Here is a 13,605-nt window from a genome sequence, read left to right on the forward strand (position 1 = left end):
GACGATAAAATCGTTTTACGTATTTTCATTTGAAGCGCGCCATGTCATCACAACCGAATCAAAGCCTTATCGACGGCATACGCTGTCTGCAATATCTGGTTTCCAGTGACCGTGCCATTGGCTGTCGCGAACTGGCACGCCTGATGGATATCAACGCGACCCGGGTTAACCGGCTGCTGATGACCATGGCGGCCATGGGGCTGACCCAGCAGGATGATCAGCGGCGCTATCTTCCCGGTCCGGGCATCCACGCCCTTGCCGCGCAATCTATCCGCGGCTCCGCACTGTTTTCGCAGGCTCTGCCGCTGCTTGAGCGCCACGCCCCTAAAGACATCGTGGTGGCAATGGGCGTGCTGTGGGAGGATCAGGTCACTTATATTTATCACTCTGAACCGGGTCTTCAGGTCAGTCAGGCACTGGCCGGTTTTCATATGCTGCCCGCATGGCAATCTGTGATTGGCATGTCGCTGCTTGCGGCTGAAAGTGATGACGCATTGCAGGCACGGTTCACACAGGAACAGTGGCAGACGATGGCACCTTATCTGGCGCAGCAGCGTGAGCAGGGTTATGTCGTCTGGCAGCATGACGACGGCGAGGTGTCGATGGCACAACCGCTGGGTGCACATAACGCCGCGCTGGCCTTCGCCGGCATGTGGAATACCGGTGAAGCTGACATCGCAACGCGCCTGACCGGCTTACGCCAGCTCACCGCGCAGCTCGTTCCTCATCCTGTGTAGGGTGTTCCGGGGGGTCAAGACTGATCCGCCCCACCACAAACAGGTAAGAACAGATCCCAAGCCCCGCCAGTACAGCAATAAACGCCAGCGCCGGGGCGAAGTTGTCTCCGCTTATCAACGCACCGATGGCAATCGGCACCACAATCGATGACAACGCGCCGGTAAAATTAAACACCCCACCCGCCAGCCCGATCAGGTGACGCGGCGCGAGTGCCGTGACGAATACCCAGGTGATGGTCGCCAGGCCGTTGCCAAAAAACGCCACCGACATAAAGACGATAATAAGCGTCGGATCATTGGTGTAATTCGCACCCAGAATGAACAGGGTCAGCGCCATACCCAAAATCACCGGTGCTTTACGGGCAAAACTGGCGCTGACGCCACGTTTGATTAACCGGTCAGAGACAAATCCCGCCAGCAACACGCCCACAAAAGCGGCCAGATAAGGTACCGAGGCGATATAGCCTGATTTGATGAAATCCATATGCCGGTACTGCACCAGATAGGTGGGGAACCAGGTGAGGAAAAACCAGAAGGTGGCTGAAATGGTGAACTGACCGAAATAAATGCCGGCCAGCTTGCGGCTGCGGAACATCAGCGCGAGGTCACTCCAGACAAATTTGCGCTTCGCCGCTTCCTGCCGGCTTTCAAGGATCGCGCCGCCGTCACGAATATGGTCAAGCTCTGCCTGAGAAACGCCTTTATGCTCCAGCGGTTCGCGGTAAAGGCAATACCACACCAGCGCCCAGACCATGCCCGCCACACCGGTGATCAGAAACAACCCTCGCCAGCCGTAAAGATCCTGCACATGAAATAACACCGGCGTCATGCAGGCCAGTCCGACAAATTGCGCGGAAGAATAGATGCCGATGGCGCTGGCCCTTTCTTCTTCAGGAAACCAGCTGGAAATCACCCGGTTATTGGAAGGCATCACCGGTGCCTCAAATGCCCCGACGCCGAGACGCAGACCAATCAGTGCGCCAAAACTGCTGGCCACGGCATGCAGCGCGGTGATCAGTGACCAGAGAAACAATCCCACGCCATACACTACGCGGGCGCCGAAGCGGTCAATGATAAAGCCGCCGGGGATTTGCAATGCGGCATAAATCCAGCCAAATGCTGAAAATATCAGCCCCATCTGCAATGGTGTAAATTGTAATTCACCGGCCATTTGCGTGGCCGCCACCGACAGATTGGTTCTGTCCATGTAATTGATAATGATGTTGATAAACACCAGACCGAGCACCATAAAGCGTACGCGCCCGGTGCTTTTTGCCTTAACGCGGGTAAGTGGTTGTTCTGACATAAGAATGTTCTCTCATATTTATTCTCACGACCCGCCAGGCTGCGGCAGGATGACGTTCACTTATCTTTCAGTGTTTCTTTTATAGAAACATTAAGGCCTCCGCAAAGTGTTATCGTTCATTTTGTGATCTGCATTGGAGAACGGGCTGACCCTTTACGAAATTTTAGAACGCCGTTTCCGTTACTCACCGGCGCAAGAAAAAAGCTGACAGTCCGACGCACGCTTCCTAAACTGAGGTAATGGATAAAGAACAAGAACTTCACCGAAGTAAACGTAACGCGCTGGGGCTGCTGCTGGTGGCCGCTGCCCTGTTTATCATCACCCTTTTCCTGCCGCCCAACTTTTGGGTGTCCGGGCTGAAAGCCATTTCTGAGGCTGCGATGGTCGGTGCCATGGCCGACTGGTTTGCCGTCGTGGCGCTGTTTCGTCGCGTACCGGTGCCCTTCGTCGCCTCGCATACGGCGATCATCCCTAAAAACAAAGACAAAATTGCCGATAATCTGGCAGTGTTCGTGCAGGAGAAATTCCTTGCGCCCGCCACGCTTATTACGCTCATTCGCCAGCATGACCCGGCACGCATGCTGACCGACTGGCTGAACGCGCCGGACAACGCGCAGCGGTTTGCGAAATATGCCGTGAAGATGATCCGCGGATTTCTCGATGTCACGGACGATCAGCGCATCGCACAACTTATCCGCCGTGCGCTGTACCGTGTGATCGACAAAATTGACTTGTCAGCCTCGGTTGCCACCTTGCTGGACAGTCTGACCAAAAACGGCCGCCATCAGGAACTGCTGGATCAGGCGATGGATCAGCTGGAAATTTTGCTGGACAAAGACAGTACGCGACAGTTTATTTCCGCGCAGATTGTTGGCTGGATGAAACGCGAACATCCGCTGACCGCCAAATTGCTGCCCACCGGCTGGCTGGGGCGCAACGGCGCGGATATGGTGTCCAATGCGGTAAATTCGGTGCTCGATGATATGGGCAACGACAAAACCCATGCCTTCCGCAAAGGCTTTGATCAGTCCGTTCAGCGCTTTATCTGGAAGTTGCAAAATGACCCGGCCACTGCGCAGAAAGCGGAAGAGATCAAGCAATATCTGAAAGATGACGAGAAACTGAATATCTACGTATTGCAGTTATGGGGCGATATGCGCAACTGGCTGAAAGAAGATCTGGAAAGCGAGGATTCGCGGGTATTCGCTAAAGTCACCGAATCCGGGCAATGGCTGGGCAATGCGCTGGCGCAGGATGAAAAGCTGCGCCTCTCGCTGAATCAGCAGATGGAAAGTATTGCAGAGAAAGTCGCGCCGGAGTTCGCGCAATTCCTGACACGCCATATCAGTGACACGGTTAAAGGCTGGGATGCGCGTGATATGTCGCGCCAGATTGAGTTAAACATCGGCAAGGATTTACAGTTTATTCGCATCAACGGCACGCTGGTCGGCGCATTTATCGGGCTGATGCTGTATCTGTTGTCACAACTGCCGGTGGCTATTCCCTGGGTGATGGCGCGGATTTAAAAATTTACCCTCCGGAGAGCAAACGGGTCCTTTTTTCAGACCCGTTTATATTATTCTTGCGGATATTGCACATCATTTTCAGCAGATCTCACTGCAAATCGGGTAAGTAAAACGCCCAATACCGGGGTAATTAAAAACATTATCGCGATAAATATGATGACTGACCATCCCTCTGGCACGCCGAAATAAACCCCCCAGCTAAAAACAAAAGCGACTATTGACATCACAAGGGCCGGAAAAGACCACAAAAGCGGCATAGCAACATAATCCCCTTCGGGGAGTTTTAACGCTGAAGGCTGTGTCGCCGATAATACCGTTAAAGCAGCTTTACCCTTTTCTGATGCAGCAATAAGTTGTGCTCCTTGCCCATACCTCGCAGCATCAGAAGCCACTGCCAGTGCAAGCCACCTGTAACCTGCGGTATATTCACCAAAAGCCAGTTCAAGATCGATTCTTTCCGCTGCCACTTTGCATTCGTTCAATGCATTCAGAAGTGGATATTTTTCTGTCTGTGCTAATCCGGTATGCCAAAGTATTTTGGGGGCAGTTGTTTGTTCACCTGCCAGATACACAGGTACCGAATCAGCAAGATCAGCGTCGCCGGTTAAAGGCTGGTAAAGATAAACAGGTTTGGGCTTTTCATTCACCGGATATTCTTTGCAAATAAATAAGGCTGTGGCACTTTCCATGCTGTTCACCGTTTCATCATTGTAGAGATCGGCAATAATAATTAAACGGCTATATTGCCATTGATTACCTGACTCTTCGATCATTGCTGCCAGCACGCTGTAATCCGGACATTCACAGAGCTGCGTTATTTCATTTTTAAATTTGAGACCATGTTCATCTAATACTCTGCGTAATTCTTCGGTTGTTGTATTATCACCTTCACGCAACCAATAGAATACCTCTACCTCAGGATATTTAATTATTTTATCCGCCAGAGTCTCAATAAGCTGATTAAAAATATACTGTGATTTCGTCACCTCAAATCTTTCCGCCATTTTTATCCTTAGCGGGGTTTTCGGCGCAAGGGGGAATTGCCCCTCTAATTTAAGCAATTGCACCGCAAGGTTATCTACAGGAGCGACGGAAGTGTATCCAACAATCACCAGGCGTCTCTGAGAAAACTTTTTCAGATAATATAAATCCCACTCCACGCACTGCCTTTTAACATCATAATAGTATCCCTCAACAGAGAGAAACATACCCGCATAGCATAAGCATGTTGTAATAATGACAAAAGGCACCACCACAGACTGGAGAAAAAATATGTCCTCAACGGGTTTATTGTCAGGCCAGGACAAAGCCCTTATCAATACCGCTACAACAATGACCACAATATATATCAGTAAGATAGGGAGCCAGGGGAAACGAAACTTTTCTCTCTTTTTAAGGGGTGGGTATAGTTTCCACTGACTCATTGACAGGCTCCGGCAATTTGCAGCGTGGTTTTAATTGCGCAACCACAGGCTGCCCTGCAATCATCGACAACAACGCCACGCCCGTTCATCGTCCAGGTTTCGCAACACTCTGTAATGGGAAATGTCCCTTTGTGTGCCAGACAAATGACCGTATCACCTTTGAGAGCAACGGCGATGCCCATAAACTGCGATCCGGAGGCCTGATTAACATATCCCCCGTTGACCAGAGGATCGTTCAAACGAATAACGCCTTTCATATTATTTCCCCGCATCCATATCGCAGCGCATGTGTTCCCATCCCAGGTAGTTCTTCACTTCAGGGACCTTATCGGGTAAGTCCTGCCAGTTGGTTTGCCCCCTGAGTGACGTTTGCCGCAGTTCATCTGCGGTAATATATAATGTCCCCCAGGACCAGCCACGAAAACCACCCGGCATCGCGACGGGTTTATAATCAGGACCTACGTCAATATTGATTGGCTTATCTGTATTCATTTCTGGTGCATCAAAAGGTTGTGACGACATAAACATCCACTTCTTTTGCTTCTCGCGAGGATTGTTATAGGGTCTGGTCAGTAAATAACCCCGTTGATTAACGACGGTAAAAGATATCGTATTTTCCCTGTCAGGATGCACGGGTTGATTTGACCATTGCTTAAGGCGCCACTCTAAATTCTCAGGCGCAAATACCGCTGTTTGCCAGGTTTTTCCATAGTCTTTCGATACAACAAATTCAGAAACATTCAATCCGGGAATGGCGATGTATTTTTCTGATGGATGAATAAATGGTTGGGTAAAAATCTGGTAAAATTGCTTAACAACTTCAGTATGAATCGTTTTTTGAGTATCGGTATACCAAAGCGCTCCGACACAATCCCACCCTTTTAATTCCAGATACCGGTGATCGTCAAAGCGATAAACCACCTGCGTCGGAGGCTCTTTTGCCTGCGCTGCGCCCACCACCAGCGTCATCAATAATCCGCCTAAAACTTTTAGCCCTTTCATTGCATGCTCCCTTTTATTTCCCTGCATCCATATCGCAGCGCATATGATCCCATCCCTGATAGTTCTTCACTTCCGGGACGTTATCCGGCAAGTTCATCCATTCAGTTCTATATTGATTAGTTGCATCTGCCAGCCCTCTTTTGGTCATATAGACCATTCCCCAGGACCATCCCGGGGACCTTGGTTTTATTGTATCGAGGGTGCCATCTGGTGCTGTAAAAGTGATACCTGGCCCGCCAGGAAGGATGCGCGGATCGTCAAATCCTCTGGACGACATATAGAGGCTTTTTTTAGTCAGTAAAAAACCCTGATCGTTAACGACGGTGAAAGAAATTGCATCGCCATAAGGGGGGGCGTTATCCCCATTAGGCTCATTTGGGCCAGGAGACATCCGTCCACCGCCGCTCTCCCAGGTTTGCCCATAGTCTTTCGACACTGTAAAGCCACTTATCCCTGCTCCCCACCAGGGGATAGCAATATAACGTTCAGAGGGATGGACATATTTATGGGTAAAAATACGATAAAACTGGCTGGCCACTTCCGAGCGTATCCCTAATTTGGTATCGATGTACCAAAGTTCGCCTTCGCAATTCCAGCCTTTAAGTTCCAGATACCTGTGATCGTCAAAGCGATAAACCACCTGCGCCGGAGGCTCTTTTGCCTGCGCTGCGCCCACCACCAGCGTCATCAATAATCCGCCTAAAACTTTTAGCCCTTTCATTGCATGCTCCCTTTTATTTCCCTGCATCCATATCGCAGCGCATATGATCCCATCCCTGATAGTTCTTCACTTCCGGGACGTTATCCGGCAAGTTCATCCATTCAGTTCTATATTGATTAGTTGCATCTGCCAGCCCTCTTTTGGTCATATAGACCATTCCCCAGGACCATCCCGGGGACCTTGGTTTTATTGTATCGAGGGTGCCATCTGGTGCTGTAAAAGTGATACCTGGCCCGCCAGGAAGGATGCGCGGATCGTCAAATCCTCTGGACGACATATAGAGGCTTTTTTTAGTCAGTAAAAAACCCTGATCGTTAACGACGGTGAAAGAAATGACATCTTCTGACGGGGGTTGATTCATTTCGTCAGGTTCATTAGGACCTGGAGAAAACATAGCTGTACTCCATGTTTGCCCATAATCTTTAGACACTCTAAAACCTCCTGCACTCCATCCTGTTAGGGCAATATATCGCTCAGAGGGATGTACAAGTTTTCGGGTGAATATGCGATAAAACTGACCCACAGGATTTGAACGAACCCCCCTTTTAGTATCGATGTACCAAAGTTCCCCTTCGCAATTCCAGCCTTTAAGTTCCAGATACCTGTGATCGTCAAAGCGATAAACCACCTGCGTCGGCACTTTTTTGGCCTGTACGGTGTTGGCTGCAGCAATCAGTAGTAAGCCTGTTAATAATTTCATTCCGTTCATCACGTCTCCTTTATGACTTCATGACTTCAACTGGCTGTCACTTAATGGTTGCGGCATTTCCCATTGTTTGATTGCTATCATTCCTGAACTTCCCGCCAGGAAGAGCTCCATTTCGATTTCAATACGGCTGCGCACATAAGGTTTTTCACGAGGACCATAACCATTGTCCACACCAAAATCACCTTTCGGAAGCACCTGCTCGGGTTTACTCATATGTATCTTCGTATTGTCATAGGGAAGTTTTCCACTCCTGTAGTATTCCTTTGCATCAAAGAATGGATTCAACGGATCCCGCCAGTCAGCCCGATGGAGCAAACTTTCCCAGAATTTGCCTTCCTGATAATCGAATGACTTGCACTGACCAATGGCCAGATCAAATGCCATGGCATGTGAGGGCGCAAATTCACTCATCACGATGGAGGAATGCTGGCTGTAACCCACCGGATCCGTTTTCAGCCATTCCTTTTCCAGTTCCTCGCGTGATTTCAGCCAGGTAAACTGAATACCGCGATATTCAGGCGTTCCTGTGATCACCCCTTTGATGATTTTCTTTTCACGGTAGATACTTTCGATAATCAGTTGTTGTTCACTGAGCACCGAACCCGGCATAAGGTCGCGGTAATCATATTTATCCAGCTGATAGATGGCCTTGCCTGTCCGGCTTATCGCGCCCGCTTTGGCAGAATAGGAAATCGTCTGATCGGGGCTGTCCGGATCAACGGCGTGTTCGTAATTTGTGTTCTGTCCCTGCAATACAAATTTAAAGGGTTCCGGCAACTCCTCAGCATTGGGTATCACGTCGCGGAAATAATAAGCGGCATTGATGCCTGATGCGGTGCTGAAATCGCCGGATTTCTTGATGGGATAAACAAAAGGTTGTCCGTCCGGAGCTTTCCCTACCTCACCATGCTGGACAAAGACGCGCTGATAAAGATTAGGGATATCCTGAGCAATCGCCTGTGGCACTCCCCGCCAGCCGATCCCCTGAACGTTTTGTAATGACACAATGTCATCATCGACACAGAAATAATTAAACACTCTGCCGTTATTATTCCGGCTGTAGCGCGGGTCAGTGTGCCACTGATTTTTCCTGGCCGACGGCAGCGCACACAATGTCTCAATGGCCGTTATTTCCTCCTCCGTGTGTTGTGTTCCCTGGTATTGCGTCGCCATCAGGTTGCAGAAGTTTCTAAAAGTCTTCTGTCTGGCCTCGGTGGTTTGCTGATTTCCTTCCTGAATGTTTTCACTTATCCGGCTTTCCAGAGAATACGGAGAGTGGTTCATGATCACGCAGTTTGCCGGTTCTCCGCCTGCCTGTTTAACCAGCATGTTCGCCAGCATGGTAATAATGGTTCCCTGGCTGTGGGCGACGACGTTTATCACATCATTTCTTGTGGCCTGGTTGCTTCGGATCTGCATAATTAAATCCGCCAGCCTTTGTGCGGCAAAAAACTGATAGATGCGGTGCGGGTTTGGGTAAATCGGGTGAGTGTAATCGCCGCCGTTCATATACAGCGTGGCGAAGCCTACCGGCGCCAGTACCGCGCCCCCTGAACCCGGCCCTAACATATCCGGTATGCTGGTGGTCGCGTTGGCAAACGTACCACCATTTTTTGCAAAATTGGCATCCAGCGCATTTTTAAAACTGTCGTTCTGAAATTTGACAGAATTGCCGCCGTCATTCCCCTGAGCCGCCATTTTTTTAGGATCATCTTCCTGGTAAGCGTCATAGGGGAGTCTGGCGTCGTCGTGTAAAGTCTTCAGTTCATCACGATACTTTTGTTGATCTTGAATGTAGTCGTCATGGGTAACGGGCTTATAGCCCCAGTAGAAAGGAATTACCGGTGAGCGGCCGGGAGCTTTGATTTTTTGCTGCGCACTTTCATTATGCATCAGCATAAAATCCCGCCATTCGTGCGCGTATAAATCGGCGCGGTCAAGACGCTTATTCAAACCGGCAATGATGCCTTTTTCCTGATTCTGGTACGCCTCGCCGACGTCATTCACACCGTGTACCAGAATGACAATGCACGGCATAGGCCGTTTAATCCCGATGTTACAGGTCTGTGCCGCTAAACCCAGTGAGTGATGTACACCGATTTCATGGGTGGCAATGACGCGGGGTTGATAAGGGCTACCCTTCTGATCAGTCATGTAAAATCTCCATTTTGAACATGTGAATATCATCAGCATCAAGCAGGGATGAATGTCCTTCACCATCCGTCATCCCCTCGGTAACCGTTCCGTCTGTGCCGGTTAAGCGGAATTTTTGATGAGAGACAGGCTGATCAGGATCATCAGAAGAATGGAGTTTGAATCGCCGCTTAAAGGTGCCTTTTTCAAAAACGGGGGCTGTGGTCGTAACACGTTCCGGCCCCATAAAAGCCAGATTCGGTCCTTTCAGTTCAATACCGGTCGGAGAGAATATTTCAACAGAGCCGTCGGCGTTAATGCGGATACCACCGCCGCCACAGGAAAACTGGATGCCTTTTTTGGCACTGGCGGTCATCTTGCCGTCTGTGGATGACAGCGTGAAATCCTGCTGTGACAGTAAATGCATTTCGCCACGCTGTGCCTGGGCTTCGACATTGCCCGCTGCGGCAATCAGCTGGATCCCCAGTTTCTGAGCAAATAAAGACAACTTTTCGCCGACGGCTAATGAGAATTTTTTAACAATGTTCAGGCTGGCATTGCTGCCTGCGGTGGCAATCAGATCTTCACCCGCTGAAAGCTGAAGCGCCGAGGGAGTGATGAATGCCTGTCCCTGGCCTGAATAGGCTAAAAGTGAGGATGACGTGAGCTGGTTAAGCGCCTTACTCAACTGCTGCTGTGCGCCTGTATCAACCGCACCGGCACCGGCTGTGGTGGCGGTTTGCTGTAATGTCCGGGCGAGTGCTAAGGCGCTTTGCAATGCACTGATGGCAGCCGTCATATCAAGCTGTTTTCCCTCTGCGCCTGGCTGTGGCTCCGTGGTGAGCATCAGCCCTTTAGCGGAACGTATCGTCCCCCACTTATCAGTGCGTAGCTCAAAACCTTCTCCGCGCTTTTGGCGTTCGGCATCGACCAGATGACCGGTATTGAGTTGTGTTTTGCCGTACTCGGTGGACAGCTTGATATGCTCTTGCCCGCGCTTATCTTCGAGTCTTATCTTGTTGAAAGAGGCCGTGCGGATAATGTTGCGTGTGTCGTTTTTGATGGTGACCAGATCAGGATTTGCGCCATCATGGAGCACATGGGAAATAAACGGTCTGTCAGGGTCGCCCAGCTCAAAGGCAACCGCGACCTCGGTATTATCCAGTAAGGGGAAGTGAAAACCGAAGGTATCGCCAGCGTAAGGTCTGCCAAGCCTGACAAAAGCACTTTCGTAACCTTTCTTTTTCTCATCGACATCAAAATCGAATTTAACGATGTAACGGCCTTGCACATCCGTCTCTGCATAAAGGGCATTACGTGTTCTGGCTGATACCCTCGCGGGTACTGTGCCGGAAATGACCGGACGGGGAAGACGTTCAGGGCGAAAACAATACACCTCACTGTAAGGGATGCCGCTGAGTGTCGAAGTAAAATGCACTGCTCGACTGCCGCTGATTTCAATCTGACAGACGACAAAACCGCGCTTAAAACCCTCGGGGACATTCCCTGTGGGGTAGAACATCACACCCGGTGAAATTTGAGGATCATTGGTCACTGCGGTAAAAATACTTTGGTGATTCAGCAAATATTCGTGGCGCACACGGGCATAAAATGACGCCGATTCGCCCTCAGTCCCATAGTAATCGCCGGAAGTAAGCTGATTATCGCCATAACGATATTCCTGACCAGCACGGACGCTTTCTGAAACATTGTGTACGTAGACAGATTTATCAGCCTGAGGGGAAGACGGGTCACGGTAATTATAATTACGGGTTTTAACAGCATCAGAAACGACGTTGTAGAACTCCCTGAGATCGGTAATGTATTCTTTCTCATTGGTCATACCAGAGTTCCTGACAAAGGGAATTTTCTTGTCAGAAAACTGATAACCCGTACCACTGTCACTGAATATAATGAGGGTTTCAGTGGTTATTTTGGGATGATTTTCAAAATGAAACCAAATCCCAACTTCGCAGAGCAATCGCAGAATAAATTGTAAGTCTGTTTCCTGCCACTGAATGACCATTGCGCGTGACGGGTAAGTTGACTGGAGTGTTTCAAAGTCAATTTTGTAACTCTGGATCTGCTTGTGTTCCAGCATCACTTTTTTTACCAGCTCAGGAACGCTGATGCCGAGGTAGACAGCAGACTTACGGGTTTTATCAAGAAGCGCTAATTCGTTTTCTAAAACACATTCATAAAGAGCTTCATCTGGTGAAGAATCAATACGTGAGAATGATGTAATTACACCGTTTACCTGCTTTATTTCCAGCCACTTCTGGTCAGATTCAAGAAATGCATGAATATTGGGGGCACGAAAAAGGAAAGAGGCGTTCGTGTTAAGAACCTGTTCTATAGGGATACTCTTATCCTGGCACGTGAATTTAATCATGTATTTGTAGGGTTTGCTCAGGTGTTCGGTCGCGGTAAACGATAAGACATCTGCATTAATTTTTTCGTTAAATAGAAAGCATAACAAATACCGGTTTAATGAATCTTTATTCTGGAAGTGTTTGTTCATTTCCTTTCATCCTGAATCACGGGAAATATATTTTTATCTTTTCCTCAGCAATAAACAAAGACTTCATTTTGAAATGGCATTTATTATTAAAAAAACAGACAAGCACATACATAATTAATATACACAATAGAAAATTATTCGCACAATGCATTATTTCGGCCATCTGAAAAAGCGCAATTTATACCATGCGATGTTTGGTTAAGTGTTAATGCTCCCCCTGCACACGGGGGAGCCGTTACAGCAATTACTTCACCGTTTTACTGAATGCATCCACCGCCAGAATAGCGTTCGCCACGTCTTCGGCGGAAAGATTGTGGTTAAGGTTACCCAGCGTATCGCCCTCGCCGCCTGCCAGCGCACCGATTTTCACCAGACTGGCAAAAGATTCGTTTTCCAGATGCATTTCTTTCAGCGTGGTTGGCATTTTAATGGCACGGTAGAAACGGACGTATTTCGCGATTTCTTCGTCCGGGCGCTGTTCCAGCACCATCTGCGTCAGTGTACCGTAGGCCACTTTTTCACCGTGGGTCAGATGATGAATATCACCTGAAATCGCCGTAAAACCATTGTGGATCGCGTGCGCACCTGCCAGACCGGCATTTTCAAAACCCAGACCGGAAAGCAGCGTGTTAGCTTCCACTACGGCTTCAACGGCTGGCGTCACCAGTTTCTGCTCAACCGCCGTATAGGCACTGTAACCATAGGTCAGCAACGTTTTCTCGCAAGCTTCGGCAATCGCCATCCCGGCGATAGTCGGGTCACCCCCGACCATTGACTGAGAATGCGAACGCAATACCGCCTGTGCTTCGACAAAGGTGGCCAGGCCGTCAGCGATCCCGGAGGCAAACAGGCGTACCGGTGCCTGAGCACACACATGGGTATCTACCAGCACCAGATCCGGATTTTTATTGTAGAAACGGTAAGATTCGAAAACACCTTCATCGGTGTAGATAACCGACAACGCGCTGCACGGTGCATCGGTTGAGGCCACGGTCGGCACGATCACGACGTTTTGTTTCAGTTCATCGGCAATCGCTTTCACGGTATCCAGTGTTTTACCGCCACCGAGGCCCACCACGACCTGGGTTCCCGCATGACGGGCAATGCCGGCCAGACGGGTAATTTCGCTGGCAGAGGCTTCACCGTTAAAGCGCTCATAATGAAATGCCACGTCAGCTTTTTTTAATGAATGCTGAACGCGCTCGCCGATAATTCCCCAAACAACATCATCAGCAATCAGGAATGATTTCCCTCCCAGTGCGGGCAGATAATCTCCTAACTCATCCAGCACACCGCTGCCCTGGACGTATTTTCTTGGCGAAGAAAAGATAAATTTACTCATGATAAAAACCTCTTTTCGTGGATAATGTGGATGTGAATAACTGCCCGAGCGTACCGCAGTGCAACAGCGAGCCCAACTGATTTGATTCACTTTAACAACATGACTCGCAAAGAATTTTTCCAAAAGGTGCGGATGTTTAAAATAATCGGGGAAATTCCTTTCGCCTGTTCTGATACCCCATAAG

General features: G+C 49.3%; 11 protein-coding genes. 2 read left to right on the forward strand and 9 right to left on the reverse strand.

The window, feature by feature from the left end; translation table 11 throughout:
* Positions 1-41: 41 nt before the first annotated feature.
* Entirely contained in the window at positions 42-737 is a 696-nt protein-coding gene (locus J1781_RS13265; RefSeq protein WP_129951055.1) for an IclR family transcriptional regulator domain-containing protein, read from the forward strand.
* Here the strand turns inward: J1781_RS13265 and J1781_RS13270 are convergent.
* Positions 706-2,043 carry an MFS transporter gene (locus J1781_RS13270; protein ID WP_129951054.1) on the reverse strand — a complete coding sequence of 446 codons (1,338 nt, stop codon included), beginning with the start codon at positions 2,041-2,043 and terminating at the stop codon, positions 706-708. The two genes, J1781_RS13265 and J1781_RS13270, sit on opposite strands and share 32 nt — an antisense overlap.
* A gap of 239 nt (positions 2,044-2,282) precedes the next feature.
* Here J1781_RS13270 and J1781_RS13275 point away from each other — a divergent pair, with 239 nt between their 5' ends.
* Entirely contained in the window at positions 2,283-3,569 is a 1,287-nt protein-coding gene (locus J1781_RS13275) for a DUF445 domain-containing protein (RefSeq protein WP_217220780.1), read from the forward strand.
* Positions 3,570-3,619: 50 nt separating this feature from the next.
* On the opposite strand, the gene J1781_RS13280 is transcribed toward J1781_RS13275, so the two are convergent.
* The 8 genes from J1781_RS13280 to J1781_RS13315 form a co-directional block, all read right to left on the reverse strand.
* Positions 3,620-4,993 carry a KPHS_23130 family T6SS system protein gene (locus J1781_RS13280; RefSeq protein ID WP_217233724.1) on the reverse strand — a complete coding sequence of 458 codons (1,374 nt, stop codon included), beginning with the start codon at positions 4,991-4,993 and terminating at the stop codon, positions 3,620-3,622.
* Positions 4,990-5,250 (reverse strand): PAAR domain-containing protein, encoded by a 261-nt coding sequence (locus J1781_RS13285; RefSeq protein ID WP_129951051.1) that lies wholly within the window; start codon positions 5,248-5,250, stop codon positions 4,990-4,992. The genes J1781_RS13280 and J1781_RS13285 overlap by 4 nt, the downstream gene beginning before the upstream one ends.
* Position 5,251: 1 nt before the next feature.
* Positions 5,252-5,995, reverse strand: a complete 744-nt coding sequence (locus J1781_RS13290; RefSeq protein ID WP_217218606.1) for a T6SS immunity protein Tli3 family protein — start codon at positions 5,993-5,995, stop codon at positions 5,252-5,254.
* A gap of 13 nt (positions 5,996-6,008) precedes the next feature.
* Complete coding sequence (locus tag J1781_RS13295; protein ID WP_217233725.1) at positions 6,009-6,716, reverse strand: T6SS immunity protein Tli3 family protein; 708 nt, start codon at positions 6,714-6,716, stop codon at positions 6,009-6,011.
* Positions 6,717-6,729: 13 nt separating this feature from the next.
* Positions 6,730-7,425 carry a T6SS immunity protein Tli3 family protein gene (locus tag J1781_RS13300; protein WP_217159055.1) on the reverse strand — a complete coding sequence of 232 codons (696 nt, stop codon included), beginning with the start codon at positions 7,423-7,425 and terminating at the stop codon, positions 6,730-6,732.
* Between the two features lie 18 nt (positions 7,426-7,443).
* A complete protein-coding gene (locus J1781_RS13305) occupies positions 7,444-9,579 on the reverse strand; it encodes a Tle3 family T6SS lipase effector (RefSeq protein WP_217233726.1) in 2,136 nt (711 codons plus the stop codon).
* Positions 9,572-12,079, reverse strand: a complete 2,508-nt coding sequence (locus J1781_RS13310; RefSeq protein WP_217233727.1) for a type VI secretion system Vgr family protein — start codon at positions 12,077-12,079, stop codon at positions 9,572-9,574. Before J1781_RS13310 ends, J1781_RS13305 begins: the two co-directional genes overlap by 8 nt.
* 244 nt (positions 12,080-12,323) lie before the next feature.
* Positions 12,324-13,421, reverse strand: a complete 1,098-nt coding sequence (locus J1781_RS13315; protein ID WP_129951046.1) for a glycerol dehydrogenase — start codon at positions 13,419-13,421, stop codon at positions 12,324-12,326.
* Positions 13,422-13,605: the final 184 nt, after the last annotated feature.

It is taken from the genome of Rahnella perminowiae, assembly GCF_019049695.1.
GTDB classification, from domain to species: domain Bacteria; phylum Pseudomonadota; class Gammaproteobacteria; order Enterobacterales; family Enterobacteriaceae; genus Rahnella; species Rahnella perminowiae.

What these genes read in the sequence shown, in the direction of transcription:
- J1781_RS13265 (WP_129951055.1), top strand. Translation starts at nt 42, where the DNA reads ATGTCATCACAACCGAATCAAAGCCTTATCGACGGCATACGCTGTCTG.
- J1781_RS13270 (WP_129951054.1), bottom strand. Translation starts at nt 2,043, where the DNA reads ATGTCAGAACAACCACTTACCCGCGTTAAGGCAAAAAGCACCGGGCGC.
- J1781_RS13275 (WP_217220780.1), top strand. Translation starts at nt 2,283, where the DNA reads ATGGATAAAGAACAAGAACTTCACCGAAGTAAACGTAACGCGCTGGGG.
- J1781_RS13280 (WP_217233724.1), bottom strand. Translation starts at nt 4,993, where the DNA reads ATGAGTCAGTGGAAACTATACCCACCCCTTAAAAAGAGAGAAAAGTTT.
- J1781_RS13285 (WP_129951051.1), bottom strand. Translation starts at nt 5,250, where the DNA reads ATGAAAGGCGTTATTCGTTTGAACGATCCTCTGGTCAACGGGGGATAT.
- J1781_RS13290 (WP_217218606.1), bottom strand. Translation starts at nt 5,995, where the DNA reads ATGAAAGGGCTAAAAGTTTTAGGCGGATTATTGATGACGCTGGTGGTG.
- J1781_RS13295 (WP_217233725.1), bottom strand. Translation starts at nt 6,716, where the DNA reads ATGAAAGGGCTAAAAGTTTTAGGCGGATTATTGATGACGCTGGTGGTG.
- J1781_RS13300 (WP_217159055.1), bottom strand. Translation starts at nt 7,425, where the DNA reads ATGAACGGAATGAAATTATTAACAGGCTTACTACTGATTGCTGCAGCC.
- J1781_RS13305 (WP_217233726.1), bottom strand. Translation starts at nt 9,579, where the DNA reads ATGACTGATCAGAAGGGTAGCCCTTATCAACCCCGCGTCATTGCCACC.
- J1781_RS13310 (WP_217233727.1), bottom strand. Translation starts at nt 12,079, where the DNA reads ATGAACAAACACTTCCAGAATAAAGATTCATTAAACCGGTATTTGTTA.
- J1781_RS13315 (WP_129951046.1), bottom strand. Translation starts at nt 13,421, where the DNA reads ATGAGTAAATTTATCTTTTCTTCGCCAAGAAAATACGTCCAGGGCAGC.